Annotated in this window: 12 protein-coding genes; all 12 read right to left on the bottom strand. The window is 67.5% G+C overall.

Annotated elements, in window-relative coordinates; translation table 11 throughout:
- Positions 1-95 precede the first annotated feature (95 nt).
- Complete coding sequence (locus VARPA_RS01090; protein WP_013538687.1) at positions 96-3,851, bottom strand: molybdopterin cofactor-binding domain-containing protein; 3,756 nt, start codon at positions 3,849-3,851, stop codon at positions 96-98.
- A gap of 151 nt (positions 3,852-4,002) precedes the next feature.
- Entirely contained in the window at positions 4,003-4,503 is a 501-nt protein-coding gene (locus VARPA_RS01085) for a (2Fe-2S)-binding protein (protein ID WP_013538686.1), read from the bottom strand.
- The gene (locus tag VARPA_RS01080; RefSeq protein ID WP_234974902.1) at positions 4,481-5,641 is read right to left on the bottom strand and encodes an ABC transporter substrate-binding protein; all 1,161 of its coding nucleotides are present in this window, start codon (positions 5,639-5,641) and stop codon (positions 4,481-4,483) included. Before VARPA_RS01080 ends, VARPA_RS01085 begins: the two co-directional genes overlap by 23 nt.
- Positions 5,642-5,691: 50 nt before the next feature.
- Positions 5,692-6,417, bottom strand: a complete 726-nt coding sequence (gene pncA / locus VARPA_RS01075; RefSeq protein ID WP_013538684.1) for a bifunctional nicotinamidase/pyrazinamidase — start codon at positions 6,415-6,417, stop codon at positions 5,692-5,694.
- A gap of 42 nt (positions 6,418-6,459) precedes the next feature.
- Complete coding sequence (locus VARPA_RS01070) at positions 6,460-7,194, bottom strand: ABC transporter ATP-binding protein (protein WP_013538683.1); 735 nt, start codon at positions 7,192-7,194, stop codon at positions 6,460-6,462.
- Positions 7,191-7,988 (bottom strand): ABC transporter ATP-binding protein, encoded by a 798-nt coding sequence (locus VARPA_RS01065; RefSeq protein WP_013538682.1) that lies wholly within the window; start codon positions 7,986-7,988, stop codon positions 7,191-7,193. The genes VARPA_RS01070 and VARPA_RS01065 overlap by 4 nt, the downstream gene beginning before the upstream one ends.
- Positions 7,985-9,919 carry an ABC transporter permease gene (locus VARPA_RS01060; protein WP_013538681.1) on the bottom strand — a complete coding sequence of 645 codons (1,935 nt, stop codon included), beginning with the start codon at positions 9,917-9,919 and terminating at the stop codon, positions 7,985-7,987. The genes VARPA_RS01065 and VARPA_RS01060 overlap by 4 nt, the downstream gene beginning before the upstream one ends.
- Positions 9,920-9,999: 80 nt before the next feature.
- The gene (locus tag VARPA_RS01055; protein WP_013538680.1) at positions 10,000-11,205 is read right to left on the bottom strand and encodes an ABC transporter substrate-binding protein; all 1,206 of its coding nucleotides are present in this window, start codon (positions 11,203-11,205) and stop codon (positions 10,000-10,002) included.
- A gap of 66 nt (positions 11,206-11,271) precedes the next feature.
- Positions 11,272-11,856, bottom strand: a complete 585-nt coding sequence (locus tag VARPA_RS01050) for an amino acid synthesis family protein (protein ID WP_013538679.1) — start codon at positions 11,854-11,856, stop codon at positions 11,272-11,274.
- 39 nt (positions 11,857-11,895) lie between these two features.
- Entirely contained in the window at positions 11,896-12,537 is a 642-nt protein-coding gene (locus tag VARPA_RS01045; protein ID WP_013538678.1) for an amino acid synthesis family protein, read from the bottom strand.
- 20 nt (positions 12,538-12,557) lie between these two features.
- Positions 12,558-13,466 (bottom strand): UPF0280 family protein, encoded by a 909-nt coding sequence (locus tag VARPA_RS01040; protein ID WP_013538677.1) that lies wholly within the window; start codon positions 13,464-13,466, stop codon positions 12,558-12,560.
- A gap of 3 nt (positions 13,467-13,469) precedes the next feature.
- Complete coding sequence (locus tag VARPA_RS01035) at positions 13,470-15,095, bottom strand: hypothetical protein (protein ID WP_013538676.1); 1,626 nt, start codon at positions 15,093-15,095, stop codon at positions 13,470-13,472.
- Between the last annotated feature and the right edge of the window lie 193 nt (positions 15,096-15,288).

Raw genomic sequence — 15,288 nt, 5'->3', positions numbered from 1 at the left:
GTGTTCGGTGGTGCAGCGCGCGAGCGACGAGGCCGGTGCGCGACGCCGCATCGTAGCGTCGGCGGTGCGTCCGCGGGCGCACCGGGACACTGGGCTCAGTGCCCCGCGCCGTGCGCCTTCGCGGCGCGTGCGCGCGTCACCTGCGCGGGCAGGTCGGTCCACGCCGGCTCCTGCGGTGCGAAGCGCGCGCGCATGTAGCCGGCCAGCTCGGCGATCTGTCGGTCGTCGAGCGCTTCACGAAACGCGGGCATGAAGCCGATGTCGCGGTTCGCGGGCTCGCGCACGCCGTCGAGGATGGTGCGCAGCAGGTTGTCGGGGTGTGCGCTCGTGAGGCTGCTGTTGAGCGCGAGCGGCGTGTTCACGCCCAGCAGCGTGGGGCCGTTGCCGTCGTGGTGGCAGGAGGCGCAGGCGCTGTCGAACATGCGCTGCGCGGGGCCGAGCAGTTGGCCTTGCGTGCGGGCCGCGTTGTCGACGGCCTGCTGCGCGAGGGCTTGCGGCTCTGCTGCCGGTGCGGGGTTGAAGGAGCCGAGGTAGGTCGCCATCGCGCGCACGTCTGCGTCGGGCACCTGGCCGAGTTCGCGCACCACCTCGGCCATCGGCCCGCCGGCGATGCCGTGGCGTTGCGTGTGGCCGTTGCGCAGGTACCGGTACAGCTCTTCGGTGTCCCATGGCACGGCGGACTTCGACAGGTGTGTGAGCGCCGGTGCTTCCCAGCCATCGACCATCGCGCCCGAGAGGAACGCGCTGCCGCCCTGCTCCGCCCCGAGCGCATTGCGCGGCGTATGGCAGGCGCCGCAATGGCCGAGGCCGTTGACGAGGTACGCGCCGCGGTTCCACTCGGCGCTTTGCGTGGCGACGGGCTGCAGCGGCGCGGGGTCGTGGAAGAGCGCGTTCCATCCGGCCATCAGCGGCCGCATGCTGAACGGGAACTTGAGCTCGGACTTCGGCGTTTCCGCGCGCACCGCGGGCATCGACATGAAGTACGCATAGAGCGCCTGCAGGTCGTCGTCGCTGGTCTTGGCGAATGCGGTGTACGGGAACGCCGGATACAGGTGATGGCCATCGCGCGAGACGCCTTCGCGCATCGCGCGCTGGAACGCGCTGAAGGACCAGCGGCCGAGGCCGGTGTCGGCATCGGGCGTGAGGTTGGTGGTGTAGAGCGTGCCGAAGGGCGTGTCCATCGCGCGGCCGCCCGCGTTGGGCGCGCCGCCGGGTGCGGTGTGGCACACCGCGCAATCGCCGAGCGCGGCAAGCACGCGGCCGCGTTCGATGGTGGACTCGCTGTAGACCGGCGCGGTGAGCGAGACGGGCGCGATGGACGAGCGCCAGCCGAGGAGGCCAGCGATGACGCCGATGCCGCCGATGAAGAGCGCGGCGCCTGTGGCCCACACACCTTTGCGCCGAGGCCACGGTGCATCCGTCTTGCTCCTTCCCCTTCCGGGGGAAGGTTGGGATGGGGGCACGGCAGCGTCACCATTCGAGCGCTGCTCGCCTCCACCTGCCCCCGGAGGCGGCGGAAGAAACTCCCGGTTCAACGCCGCCAGCACCGTCTCCGGCGTGAACGGCGGCGCCCTGAACCGCACCCCCGTCGCATCGAAGATCGCATTCGCGATCGCAGCCGTCCCCGGCACCGACGACGACTCGCCCGCACCGAGCGACGGCTCGCCCGGCCGCGGCATATGCATCACCTCGATCACCGGCACGTCGCGGAAGTTGATGATCGGGTAGCTGCCCCATTCGCGGCTTGCCACCACGCCGGTCGGCAGCACGCCCGGCAACTGCGCGCCGCCCGACGGCGTGTCCTGCTGCGGCGCGAACTTCACCTCTTCCATCAGCGCGCGGCTCGTGGTCTGGATCACGTTGCCGTGCACCTGGTGCTCGACGCCCGCGGGGTTGACCATCAGCCCCGCGTCGTGCCCCACGACCACGCAGCGCACATGCACCTCGCCGGTCTTGCGGTTGACCTCGACGTCGGCCACCCACGCGGCCCATGCGGCGCCGAAGCCCGGCCACTTGCTGTGGATGTAGCGCGCATACGCAAAGCCCTGGCCGAAGAGAACGTCGCCGCCCTCGCCCAGTCCACCGTCCGCGTTCTCCTGCGGGCCGGTGCGCATGCGCCAGCCGGCTTTCTGCGCGGTGGCCTGCACCAGCTCGACCGCGCGCGGATCGTTCAGGTGGCGCAGGCGGAACTGCACCGGATCGACGCCCGCGGCAGTCGCCAGCTCGTCGATGTACGACTCGTGCGCAAACGAACTCGGCAATGCCGACACGCCGCGCAGCCACGAGGCGCGCACGATCGGCGCCATGTCGTTGACCTTCACGCGCAGGTTGTCGTAGCTGTAGGGCGGGCGCGCGGTGCGGTCGCCCATCTCGTAGGCCTGCGCGACCGGCTCGATGGTGCGCGTGAGCAGCAGCGCGAGCGTCGGCGCACCGTTCGATGGGTAGGAGGTCTCAAAGTCGTAGGCGGCAATGCGGCCGTCGGCCATCAGGCCGCCATCGACCTCCATCAGTTGCGCGGCGCCCTTGGGCTCCCACGCATGCTCCTGTTCGCGCGTGAGCTGCACGCGCACCGGCTTGCCGACGGCACGCGCGAGCAATGCGGCATCGGCTGCCACGTCGTCGGCGCCATTTCGGCCGTAGCAGCCGGCGGCTTCCATGCGGACCACATCGACCTGCACGTCGTCCACGCCCATGAGCTTTGCCAGATCGGCGCGCAGCACGTGCGGGTTCTGCGAGCCGGCCCACACACGCAACTGCACGCCGCTGCCATCGGCCGGTTGCCAGTCGGCCAGCGCGCACGAGGGGCCGATGGAAGCGTGCATCTGGTACGGCCAGACATAGGTGCGCTGCATCGGCTTCGCGGCGGAAGCGATGGCGCCATCGACATCGCCTTCGTCGACCAGCAGGCGCTGCGTCGAGGGGTTGTCGCGCAGGGCCTGCGCGACATCGGAAAGGTCGGGCATGCCGGGCCACGCCTTCCAGGTGACGCGCAGTTCTCGCAGTGCCTGCTCGGCGTGCTCCTCGCGCTCGGCGACGATGCCGACGAAGTCGCGGATCACGACGACGGCGCGGATGCCGGGGATGTGCGCGATCGACGATTCATCGACCGACTCGAGCGTGTTGCCGATGAAGTCACCGTGGTCCGCGCCCGCGTACGGCGGACGCACGACGCGGCCGTGCAGCATGCCCGGCACGCGCATGTCGTGCACGAACACGAGCTCGCCCGCGAGCTTGGCGGGAATGTCCACGCGCGCCTGGCGCGTGCCGACGATGCGGTAGTCGGCCGGGTCCTTGAGCTTCGCGGCGGGGTCGAGGCGCAACACCGTGCGTTGATGCGCCACGAGGTCCGCGTAGTTGACGTGGCGGTCCGGCGTCTCCGTGACGCGCACCACGCCGTTGCGTACCTGCAGCGCTTCGACCGCCACGCCCAGGCGTTCGGCCGCTCGCGCCAGCAGCCACGCGCGCGCCTGTGCAGCGGCAAGGCGCAGCGGCTGCGCATGGATCTGGATCGATGCGCTTGCGATCGTTGCGCCCTGGTTGGGGACGCGCGCGGTGTCGCCCAGCATCACGCGCACGCACGGCATGCCGAGGTCGAGTTCTTCGGCCACGATCTGCGACAGCGCGGTCTGGATGCCGGTGCCGAGATCGACGTGGCCGTTCAGCGCGGAGACGCTGCCGTCGTCCCACACCGCGATCAGGATCTCGTCGCCTTCGATCGGGTTGCCGGCGATCACCGCGGGCTGGCCCTTGGCGGGCGCCGGCGCAACGGGCGTCTCACGCACCACGAGCAGTACGCCATCGGCGGCGAGGAACTCCGCGCGGGTCTGCGGCAGGTCGGCGCGGCGTGTCACAGGCTCGCTCCCTCTCCCCTCGGAGAGAGGGTTGGAGTGAGGGAAAGCGGCGATAGCAAGGGCTGTGCTTGTGCGAAGGCCGATGCCCTCACCCTAACCCTCTCCCCGAGGGAGAGGGAACAAGACGGGGAGCGGGGACAAGACCGGCCGCTCATGGATTCACCTTTGCGCTCATGCGCGCGGCCGCGCGCTGCACGGCATCGAGGATTTCAATGTGCGTGCCGCAGCGGCACAGGTTGCCCGACAGTTCGCTGCGGATGCGCGCTTCGCTTGCATGCGGATCGCGCGCGAGCAGCGCCGCCGCCTGCATCACCATGCCGTTGAGGCAATAGCCGCACTGCGCGGCCTGCGCCTCTTGGAAGGCGGCCTGCACCGGGTGCCAGCGACCGCGCATGCCGAGGCCCTCGAGCGTGGTGATCGCGCGACCCGCGACGCCGTGCGCGGGAATCACGCACGACCGCGCGGCCACGCCATCGACATGCACCGTGCACGCACCGCACTGCCCCAACCCGCATCCGTACTTCGGCCCGTTGAGCCCGAGGTCGTTGCGCAGAAAGTGCAGCAGCGACGCCTCGCGGGGAACACCCGCGAGCGACTGCGCCTGCCCGTTGACCTGCAGGTGCAGCGGCTCAGCGCCGCAACTGGCCGTCACGGGTGTACATCTCCAGGTCCACGAAGGTCGAGCCGTTGTGGTTCTTCGCGCTGTAGTCGATGGGGAAATCGCCGAAGCGCGTGCTGCCGATGCTCTCGAGCCCGGCGATGAAGCTGTCGCGCGTGAGCGTCTTGCCCGCGCGGCGCAGGCCTTCGACCATCACGCGCGCGACGATGTAGCCCTCCAGCGTGGTGTAGCTGTCGATCTTCTCGCCGAACTCGGCGCGGTCGCGCTGGTAGTCGGCCACGATGGGCACGCGCTGCGCCTGCGGCGGCGGCACGATGCTGGCGGTGACCAGGCCCGCGAGCTTGCCGTCGAGCCGCTTGGCCGAGCCGGCCGCATCGGTGATGCCGACCGACAGCGTGTACAGCGGCGCACCCACGCCACCCGCGCGGTAGTCGCGAATGAAGGTTTCGACCATGCGGCCGGCCATGATCATCACGACCGCGCCGGGCTTGGCCGCAGAGATCTCGGTGGCGACCTGTTTCGCGTCTTCCGCGGTGATGGCCAGCGGCAGCGTCTTGACCACCTGCACCTTGTACTCGGCCGCGAGCTGCTCGCAGGTGGCGAGGTTCGACTTGCCGAAGGGGCTGTCCTGGAACACCACCGCGATCGACGAGATGCCGATGGTCGAGAGGTGGCTGATGATCTTGCGCAGCTCCAGGTCGTAGCCGGCACGCACATGGAACAGGTAACGGTTGACCTTGGTGCGGAACGAGGTGGTGCCCACCAGCGGCGCGAACATCGGCACGCCCGCCTTCTCGGCGAGCGGCATCGCCGCCGCGAGGTTGCCGGTGGCCACGAAGCCGGTGAGCGCGAAGACCTTGTCCTCGTCGATCAGCTTGGCCGTGTTCACCGCCGTCTTCGCGGGGTCGTAGGCATCGTCGTACGTGACGAGTTCGATCTTGCGGCCGTTGATGCCGCCCGATTTGTTGACGCGGTCGAAGTAGAGCTTGATGCCCGCGCGGTAGTCGACGCCGAAGTCTTTCGCCGGCCCGCTGAACACGGCTGACTGGCCGATGCGGATGGTGGTGTCGGTCACGCCGTTCTCTGCGCGTGCCGACCGGAGAAGGCCCGGGCCCAATGCCAGGGCTGCGCCGCCCGCCACCATGGCGCGCCTTGAAATCGAAAGCTTCATGCGTCGTCTGCTTCGGAGTTGTTGTGGTTGTGGTGGTGCCGGCGGCGCCTTCAGGCGGTCTGGATGTCCGCCGACTGGATGCGCTTGACGCCTTTGGCACTCATCTGCTTCCATGCGGCGGCGAGCGAGCCGTTGAGGTCGATGCCGCGCGTGGCGTCTTCGATCACGTAGGCCTCGAAGCCGGCCTTGCGCGCGTCCATCGCGGTCCAGGCCACGCAGAAGTCGGTGGCCAGACCCGTGACGAACACGGTCTTGATGCCGCGCGCCTTGAGGTAGCCGGCAAGGCCGGTCGCCGTCTTGTGGTCGGCTTCCTCGAAGGCGGAGTAGCTGTCCATCTCTTTATGAAAGCCCTTGCGGATGATGAGCTGCGCGGTGGGCACCTTCAGCGCCTTGCCGAGCGCGGCGTCTTCGGTGCCTTGCACGCAGTGGTCGGGCCACAGCACCTGCGTGCCGTAGTTGAGCTTGGTCGTCTCGAAAGGCTTCTTGCCCGAGTAGGTGCTCGCGAACGACGCATGACCTGCGGTGTGCCAGTCCTGCGTGACGACGATGTTCTCGAACGCGGGCGCGAGGCCGTTGATGACCGGGATCACCTCGTTGCCGCCCTTCACCGCGAGCGTGCCGCCATCGAGAAAACAGTTCTGCACATCGACCACGATCAGCGCGGCCTTGGCACCAGGCTTGATCTTTCCGGCCGCGAAGGCGGAGAGGCCGAAGCTGCCGAGCCCGCTCACGAGCCCAAGGGCTGCTGCGGACTTCAAGACGATTCTGCGATGCATGGTGTGGACTCCGGTGGGTTGACGAAAACGATCAGGGAACGATCAAACGCTGAGATACGCGCGGCGCACTTCTTCGTTGGCAGAAAGTTCGGCCATCGTGGCGTGATAACGGATCTGGCCCTTCTCGAGCACATAGGCCCGGTCGGACACGAGCTCGGCGAAGTGCATGTTCTGCTCCGACAGGAGGATGCTCACGCCCTGCGCCTTGAGTTCCAGGATCATGTTGGCCATCTGTTCGACGATGACGGGCGCCACGCCTTCGGACGGCTCGTCGAGCAGCACGAGGTAGGGGTTGCCCATCAGCGTGCGCGCGACCGTCAGCATCTGCTGCTCGCCGCCGCTCATGCGACCGCCGGGGCGGTTGGGCATTTCGCCGAGATTGGGAAAGAGCTTGAACAGGCGCTCGGGCGTCCACAGCGGCGCCTCGGTGCCGTCGGCCCATTGGCGTGCGGGCTGCTTGCCGACTTCGAGGTTCTCCATCACCGTGAGGTCAGTGAACACGCGCCGGTCTTCGGGCACGAAACCCAGGCCCAGGCGCGCCGCGTGGTGCGGCTCGCTCTTGGAGATGTCGTGGCCGAGGAAGCGCACCGCGCCGCGGCGCTTGGCAAGCATGCCGATCAGCGCCTTCAGCGTGGTCGACTTGCCTGCGCCGTTGCGGCCCATGAGCGCGACGACTTCGCCTCGGCGCACGTCGAGGTCAACGTCATAAAGAATCTGCGCGGCGCCGTACCAGGCGCACAACGCCTTCGCTTGAAGAAGAGGTTCGTGCGTGCTCATGCGGTTGTCACTCCCAGCGCTGCGGCTTTCTCTGCGATCTTCTTTTCGAATGTCTTGCCGCTGCCGAAGTACACCTCCTGCACCTTCGGATGGTCGCGAATCTCCAGCGGCTTGCCCTGCGCGATGAGGCGCCCGCGCGCGAGCACGATCATGCGGTCGGCGTACGCGAACACCACGTCCATGCTGTGCTCGGTGAAGAGCACGGCCATGCCGCGTTGAATGACGAGGTCCTTGGTCAGTGCCATGAGCGAGTTGCGCTCCTTGGGCGCCATGCCGGCGGTGGGCTCGTCCATCAGGAGCAGCTTGGGCGAATTGGCCATTGCGATGGCGAGTTCAACGCGCTTCACGTCGCCGTACGCCAGCACGCTGCAGGGCCGGTCGGCCTGCGACTTCATGCCGACCTGGTCGAGCAATGCGAGTGCCTCGTCGCGCTTGTGGTCGGCCGCGCGGCGCCACATCGAGAACAGCTTGTGGTCGTGCGAGAGCAAGGCCATCTGCACGTTCTCGACCACGGTGAGCGAGGCGAAGGTCTCGGCGATCTGGAAGGTGCGGCCCACGCCCTTCCGCCAGATCTCGCGTGGCTTGCGGCCCACGAGTTCGTGGCCGTCGAGCGTGATCGAGCCCTGGTCGGCCTTGAGCTGGCCATTCACCATGTTGAAGGTGGTGGACTTGCCGGCGCCGTTGGGGCCGATGAGCGCGAGCAGCTCGCCCGCGGGCAGTTCGAAACTGATGCCGTCCACGGCCTTCACGCCGCCGAAGGACTTGCCGAGGTTTTCGACTTTGAGGAGGCTCATGCCTTCACCTCCTTGAGCTTGGCATCTGCTTCAGCAGATTCATCATTCTTCGGTGCGCGCCAGCGGTCGGCAAGTTGCTTGACGGAGCCTGCGATGCCCTGCGGGAACAGCAGCACGAGGATCAGGATGATGGCGCCGAGCATCGCGCGCCAGTAGTCGGTGTTGCGCGCGACGGTGTCGTGCAGCCAGGTGAAGGTCACGGCGCCGACCACCGGTCCCGCCAGCGTCTGGATGCCGCCGAGCAGCACCATCACGAGGCCGTCGACGGACTTGCCGACCGAGAGGCTTTCAGGCGAGATGCTGCCCTTGGAGAACGCGTAGAGCGCGCCGGCCAACCCCGCCACCGTGCCCGCGATGACGAAGGCCATCCACTGCATGCGCTTCACGTCGATGCCGATGGCATCGGCGCGCAGCACCGAGTCGCGGCCCGCGCGCAGCGCATAGCCGAAGGGTGAGAACAGCACGCGGCGCAGCCACCACACGCCGGCGCCGACGAGCACCAGCGTGAGCCAGTAATAGGCCTGCTTGTTCGAGAGCCATTCGGAAGGCCACACGCCGGTCAGGCCGTTGCTGCCGCCGGTGAAGCTGTCCCATTGGTAGGTGATGGCCCAGGTGATCTGCGCGAAGGCCAGCGTGAGCATCGCGAGGTACACGCCCGAGAGCCGCACCGCGAACCAGCCGTAGACCAGCGCGCCGAGCGCGGCCACGACCGGCGCGACGATCAGTGCGATTTCCATCGGCAGGTGCAGCGAGCGCACCAGCAATGCGGCGCCGTAGGCACCCAGCCCGAAGTACGCCGCGTGGCCGAAAGAGTGCATGCCCGCCGGACCCATGATGAAGTGCAGGCTGGTCGCGAAGAGCGCGGCGATCAGCAGGTCGATCATCAGCACCATCGTGTAGGGCGAATTCACCGTCAGGAACGGCAGGACCGCGAGCATCAGTGCGAGCACCGCAGCGGCGATGAGGTAGGCATTGCTCGGCCGGCGCAGCGGTTCTTCCTGCATGCCGACGTAGCGGCTCGGCGCCTGCGGCCGGCCGAACAGGCCCCACGGCCGCCAGACCAGCACGATCGCCATCACGAGGAAGTCGACCATCAGCGTGAGCTTGGAGAAGGACACGTCGACGCCGAAGATCTGCACCACGCCGAGCCAGATGCACACCGCCTTGATCTCGGCGATGAGCAATGCGGCCACGTAGGCGCCGGGCAGCGAGCCCATGCCGCCGACCACCACCACCACGAACGCGGCGCCGATGGTGTTCAGGTCCATCTCCAGCGTGGCGGGTTCGCGCGGCAGCTGCAGCGCACCGCCCAAGCCCGCGAGCAGTGCGCCGAGCGCGAACACCGCGGTGAAGAGCCAGGCCTGGTTGACGCCGAGCGCGCTGACCATCTCGCGGTCTTGCGTGGCGGCGCGCACCAACGTGCCGAAGCGTGTGCGGGTAAGCAGCAGCCAGACGAGGCCGAGCACGAGCGGGCCGACGACGATCAGGAACAGGTCGTAGGAAGGAAACTGCCGACCGAGGATTTCGATCGAGCCCTTGAGGCCCGGCGCGCGCGGGCCGAGCAGTTCGTCAGGCCCCCAGAGCCACAGCACCGCGTCCTTGATGACGAGCACCAGCGCGAAGGTGGCCAGGAGTTGGAACAGCTCGGGCGCCTTGTAGATGCGGCGCAAGAGCAGCACCTCGATCAGCGCGCCGAGCACGCCGACCGCGAGCGCCGCGATCAAGAGCGCAGGCCAGAAGCCCAGGGTCGAACCCAGCTTCTCGACGAGCGTGTACGCGACATAGATGCCGACCATGAAAAACGATCCATGGGCGAAGTTGACGATGCGCGTCACGCCGAAGATCAACGACAAGCCGGCCGCCACGAGGAAAAGCGAGGACGCGCCGGCCAACCCGTTGAGCAACTGAACAACGAAGCCTGAAAAGCTCATAAGGACCCTGAGGAAACTGGAGACACCGCGCCGTGCCCCGCTCGATCAGCGGCGGCAGGCGCGTTGCAGGAGCCGTGCGGTCAGTCCGCAGGGCGCATCTTTTTCACTTCGTCATCAGAAGGCTGGAACTTGGCACCGTCGAGGTACACGTAGTCGACCATCACGCCCTTGCCGCCGTCGTTCTTGGTCTTGCCGACATACGCGCCCATGGTGGACTGGTTGTCCTGCGCGCGGTAGTTGATCTTGCCGAAGGGCGTGTCGACCTGCAGGCCCTTGAAGGCCGCAACCAGCTTTTCGGTGTCGGTGCCACCGGCCTTCTTGATGCCCGCCGCGATCGAGTGGATCGCGCTGTAGCCGACCACCGAGCCGAGGCGCGGGTAGTCCTTGAACTTGGCCTGGTAGGCATCGAGGAAGGCCTTGTGCTCGGGCGTCTTCACGCCGTTCCACGGGTAGCCGGTCACGATCCAGCCGTTGGGCGCTTCGTCCTTCAGCGGATCGAGGTACTCGGGCTCGCCGGTCAGCACGCTGACCACTTCGCGGTCCTTGAAAAGGCCGCGCGTGTTGCCTTCGCGCACGAACTTGGAAAGGTCGGCACCGAACAGCACGTTGAAGATCGCGTCGGGCTTGGCATCGGCCAGCGCCTGCACCACGCTGCCCGAATCGACCTTGCCCAGCGGCGGCGCCTGTTCGGTGACGAACTCGACATCGGGCTGCGCAGCCTTCAGCAGCGTCTTGAAGGTGGCGGCCGACGACTGGCCGTATTCGTAGTTGGGGTACACGATCGCCCAGCGCTTCTTCTTGAGCTTGGCGGCCTCGGGCACCAGCATCGCGACCTGCATGTAGGTCGAGGGGCGAAGGCGGTAGGTGTACTTGTTGCCGTTGCTCCAGACGATCTTGTCGGTGAGCGGCTCGGCAGCGAGGTAGAAGAACTTCTTTTGCTTGGCGAAGTCGGTGAGTGCCAAGCCCGTGTTCGAGAGGAACGCGCCGGCCAGCACGTCGATCTTCTCGCGCGAGATGAGCTCTTCGGCCACGCGCACCGCGTCGCCGGGGTTGGCGTTGTCGTCGCGGCTGATGAGTTCGATCTTCTTGCCGTTGATGCCGCCCTTGGCGTTGATTTCGTCGACGGCGAGTTCCATGCCCTTCTTGTAGGGTTCCAGGAAGGCGGGCTGCGCCTTGTAGCTGTTGATTTCGCCGATCTTGATCACGCCCTGCGCATGCGCGGGGACGAGGGCTGTGGCCAGCGTGACGACGGAAGCGGCGCAGAAGGCAAGGCGCAATGGATTCATCGGGAAGCTCCTAGGGGTTCGAACAGAAAACACGTGTGCGGTGGTGATGACGAAAAGACGGATCGATCAGCGCAGGCCGTCTTCGCCCTTGATTTCGCTGGCTTGCAGACCGCCGATGCGCGGCAGCGGACGGCCGCTGTCGGTGACGGCCACGGCGACGACGATCTCGTTGGCGCGAGGCGCATCGGACACGCGGGCCTCGATGGCGTCGAAATGGCTGCGCACGAAGGCGGCGTCTTTATGGCCGAGCGGCACGTCGATGGCGGTGCCGAGCGTGCCCTGCTTCTTGGCCGAAGGCACGAGCGCCGCGCCCTTCTCGACCGCCACGCGCAGCGGCGCGCCGAGCTTGGGGTGCAGGATCGCGGCCGCATGTTCGAGCTCGCCGCGCTCGCCGACGATGGCGGCCTTGCCGTAGCTCTGCGCCTGGCCGGGCTCGATGCCGAGCGCCTTCACGGCCTTCTGGCCGAGCAGCGCGCCGAGCTCCTCGCCGATGGCGATGAGCTCGTCGAGGTTCTCGCTGTAGCGGCCGGCGTAGGGGTTCTCGATCACGGCAATGGCGACGGCGCGGCGGGTGGGCGGCGTCACGTCCTGCCCCATTTCCTTGCGGACTTCATCGACTTGGATGACGAGCTTGCGGATGTTGGCGGTCATGTTCTGTGTGTTCCTTGTCTTGTCTCTGTGTGCGTGAGATCAGCGCAGGCCGTCCCACTTGCTGATGTCTTTCGCGAGCAGCCCGCCAACGCGGGCATGCACGCGGTAGCCGGTGCTCATCGCGAGGATGAAGACGATCTCGTCGGCCGCGGGGGCGCCGGGCACGCGCACCTCGATGGCATCGAACTGGCCGCGCACGTAGCTTGCGTTGATGTTGGTGAGCGGCACGTCGAGCGCGGCGCCGGGTGGGCCGACCTTCTTGGTCGACGGCACGATGGAAAGCGCGTTGGCGGGCTGGCCGCTTTTTTCTTCGGCAACGCCCTGGGTGTAGGCCACGCGGCTGCCCTTCCAGCCGAGCAGTTCGCGCATCGCGTAGCCGCCGGGCACGTGCCAGAGCGCACCGTGCTCCAGCTCGCCGTCGGCGCCGACGATGGCGCCCTTGCCATAAGTGGCGATCTGCTCGAGCGGCACGTCCATCGCGGCGTGCAGCTTGTGCGCCATGTCCACGCCCACGGGATCGAGCAGCGCCATCATCGGCAGGATGTCGGGCTCGTAGCGGCCGGCGAAAGGATTGGTCAGCACCGCGCCGATGGCACCGCGCACCAACGGGGTGTCGGCACGCGGTCCGAACTCGTGGTGGATGTGCTCGACATGGGTGAAGACGCGGCGGATATCGATCATGAAAAAGAACCTTGCTTTCGTTAAGCAAATACTGAACCAAGTGATTTCGGCAGCACGGTCTGCAGCGACTTCGAGCATAAGGGCTCGACATGTCGGAACTGCCCCTGGCAAACGAGTAGAGCGGCCCAGACGAGCCCTCCTTTTTGCAGGACCTTGGCGCAGATCGCGCCCGTATCGAGTGCGCTTTTCACCTGTGATGGTGCGAGCGACGGCACGTCGACGGTGACCAAGGCGTCGCCCAGGTCGCTGTCGTCCTTGCATTCGCTGGCGGGCTTGCGCTGGATGAGCGCGTCGTCGACATCGACGGCGTTGGCGATCACTGTCGCCGCCGCATCGGCCTGTGCTGCGGTGGCGGCCAGGACCGTCACGCTGTCGGCGATGCCCAGCGAGAAACTGCGGCCACGCCAGCCGCTGGTGGCGACGCCGCGCACGGGCTCGTCGGCATGCAGCTCGAACTGACCGTCGGTGGTGAGGATGCTGTTGCTGTGGTTGCGCCAGTCGAAGCGCGCAATGTCGGCGAACACGCCCACGCGCGCCGAGTGGCCGGGTGCGAGGTGCACCGCGATGTCGCCGCCGTTGTTGATCCAGGCGCGCTCGATGCCGGGGCGGTCGTAGAACGCGATGAGCTCCTGCGCCACCGAGCCGGCGACGGCCGCCATCGGGGTGATGAACATCGGCGAGAACGCGGCGCACGCGTCCCACATGCGCTGACCGACGACGCCGCGCGGGCGCAGCTTGTCGGTCACCGGCAAACGCAAGAGCGGCAGCTCGCGCACCAGCTCGTCGAGCACATGGCCGAAGCGCGCCCAAGCCGCGTCGTGCGCGGCCGCGACGGCGTACGGATCGCCGTGCGCCTCGGCCACGATGTCGATCGGGCCGTGGTTGAAGTGCCAGCGACTCGAGTCAAGCGCGCTGCGTTGGGCAGACATGGTTCAGCCCAGCATGGGTGCGTGGCCGAGCGGCCACGGGTTGGCTGCGTCCATCGCGAGCCACTGGCGCGCGAGCGGCGCGCCGTCTTCCTGCCATGCACCGCGCGCGAGCGCCTGTTCGAGCGAGAAGATGTGTTCCATGTGGCCGCCGAGCGCCTCGTAGTCGGCGCGCCGCATGCTGAATTCGATGGGCGCCACGATGGCCGGCGTGGGCACGGTGCCGAAGCTGTTGTCGGGCATGCGCATGACATCGGCCATCACGGTGATGCCGCCGCCGGGCCACACGTAGGCCGGCGCGCCGCCGCAGGTGACGTTGACCAGCGCGCGCTTGATGGCGCGCGTCAGCAGCACAGGGTTTTCGGTCACGCCGGCACGCAGGCTGCCACCGGCGCCGCCGAGGAACAGCACGGTGCACAGCGACGGCTCGCAGTTCTCGCCGATGCGGTCGACGATGCGCTTCACTTCGGCGGGCATCTCCAGTTCGACGGGCTTCAGCGCGTCGTCGAGCACATACCACTGAGCGTGTTCGCCGGTGGTCGATGTCATGAGCAATCGCAGGCCCGGGCGCGCAACGCCCTCTTCCCAGCCTTCGATGATCGCGAGCGGATCGGCGATGTCGGTGCCGCCCCAGCCGTTGCCCGGATTCGCCACCTGGAAGTAGCGCCCCGGCGTGGACTTGCGGCCCAGCATCTGGATGCCCGAGGGCGCCATGTCGAGGCACCGGCCGGCCTGGTGCTCGGTGAGCACGCCGGTGATGTGGTCGTCGACCACCACCACCTCGTCGGCCACGCCAGCGAACTGGCGCGCGAAGATGCCGACCGCCGCGGAGCCGCAGCCCACGCGCATGCGCTGCTCTTCCACGCCGTTGACGATGGGCGCCTTGCCAGCCTGAATGACGAGCGTGGAGCCGCCGTCGATGGTGCACTCCACCGCCTTCTTGTTGCCCAGGAACTGCATCAGCTCGGCCGTCATCCGGCCTTCCTTCTTGCTGCCGCCGGTGAGGTGGTGCACGCCGCCGAGCGACAGCATCTGCGAGCCGTATTCGGCCGTGGTGACGTGGCCCACGACCTCGCCGCGGTAGCGCACATTGGCCTGCTCGGAGCCCAGAAACCGGTCGGTGTCGATCTTCACCTTGAAGCTGCAGTAGCTGAAGATGCCTTCGGTGACGACGGTGACCATGTCCACGCCCTGGGCCTTGGAGGCCACGATGAAGGGGGCGGGTTTGTAGTCGGGGTAGGTGGTGGACGAGCCCACGCCGGTAACGAAGACTTCGTCTGCGTGCAGCAGGTCGCCGTTCCAGTCGGGGGCGCCCGCTTCGATCACTTCGCTCTTGTCGGCGGCCGGGCGATCGAAGGGCACCAGCGTGGGCGCCTCGCTCGCGATCTCTCGGCGCAGCAGCACGACGGGGTCGACGCGCACCAGCACGCCTTCGCGGTTCGCATAGCGGTCGCAGGCGCCGGTGCGGCCGTCGGAAATCTGGCAAAGCACCGGACACGCGTTGCACTCGACCTTGGCGGTGCTCATCTTCTCGTTGCGCGGCGGCGCCTTGCCGAAAGCGCTGGCGCCGGCTTCGGCGACCACCGGCATGTCCATGCCGGGCAATCCGTCTGTCTTGGTGTGTTCGGTCATCGGGGCGATCTCGTGGGCTGTCTGTATGGGGCAATCGGTCCGGTGAGGTTTGCAACAAACGTGCCGTCTGCCCGCTTGTGCGCCGCCTGCCGTTTGTGTAGCATTCCCTACACTTTCATGTTGCAATCACTACATTGAAGATCAATGTAGCAAACAGGCCCGATGCTTGCAATGGTGTTTTCTCGCGGTGTTC

Source organism: Variovorax paradoxus EPS (genome assembly GCF_000184745.1).
Lineage (GTDB): Bacteria > Pseudomonadota > Gammaproteobacteria > Burkholderiales > Burkholderiaceae_C > Variovorax > Variovorax paradoxus_C.
This window is presented reverse-complemented; position numbering and strand designations above follow the sequence as displayed.

What these genes read in the sequence shown, in the direction of transcription:
- VARPA_RS01045 (WP_013538678.1), bottom strand. Translation starts at nt 12,537, where the DNA reads ATGATCGATATCCGCCGCGTCTTCACCCATGTCGAGCACATCCACCAC.
- VARPA_RS01050 (WP_013538679.1), bottom strand. Translation starts at nt 11,856, where the DNA reads ATGACCGCCAACATCCGCAAGCTCGTCATCCAAGTCGATGAAGTCCGC.
- VARPA_RS01060 (WP_013538681.1), bottom strand. Translation starts at nt 9,919, where the DNA reads ATGAGCTTTTCAGGCTTCGTTGTTCAGTTGCTCAACGGGTTGGCCGGC.
- VARPA_RS01080 (WP_234974902.1), bottom strand. Translation starts at nt 5,641, where the DNA reads ATGAAGCTTTCGATTTCAAGGCGCGCCATGGTGGCGGGCGGCGCAGCC.
- pncA (WP_013538684.1), bottom strand. Translation starts at nt 6,417, where the DNA reads ATGCATCGCAGAATCGTCTTGAAGTCCGCAGCAGCCCTTGGGCTCGTG.
- VARPA_RS01035 (WP_013538676.1), bottom strand. Translation starts at nt 15,095, where the DNA reads ATGACCGAACACACCAAGACAGACGGATTGCCCGGCATGGACATGCCG.
- VARPA_RS01065 (WP_013538682.1), bottom strand. Translation starts at nt 7,988, where the DNA reads ATGAGCCTCCTCAAAGTCGAAAACCTCGGCAAGTCCTTCGGCGGCGTG.
- VARPA_RS01070 (WP_013538683.1), bottom strand. Translation starts at nt 7,194, where the DNA reads ATGAGCACGCACGAACCTCTTCTTCAAGCGAAGGCGTTGTGCGCCTGG.
- VARPA_RS01055 (WP_013538680.1), bottom strand. Translation starts at nt 11,205, where the DNA reads ATGAATCCATTGCGCCTTGCCTTCTGCGCCGCTTCCGTCGTCACGCTG.
- VARPA_RS01040 (WP_013538677.1), bottom strand. Translation starts at nt 13,466, where the DNA reads ATGTCTGCCCAACGCAGCGCGCTTGACTCGAGTCGCTGGCACTTCAAC.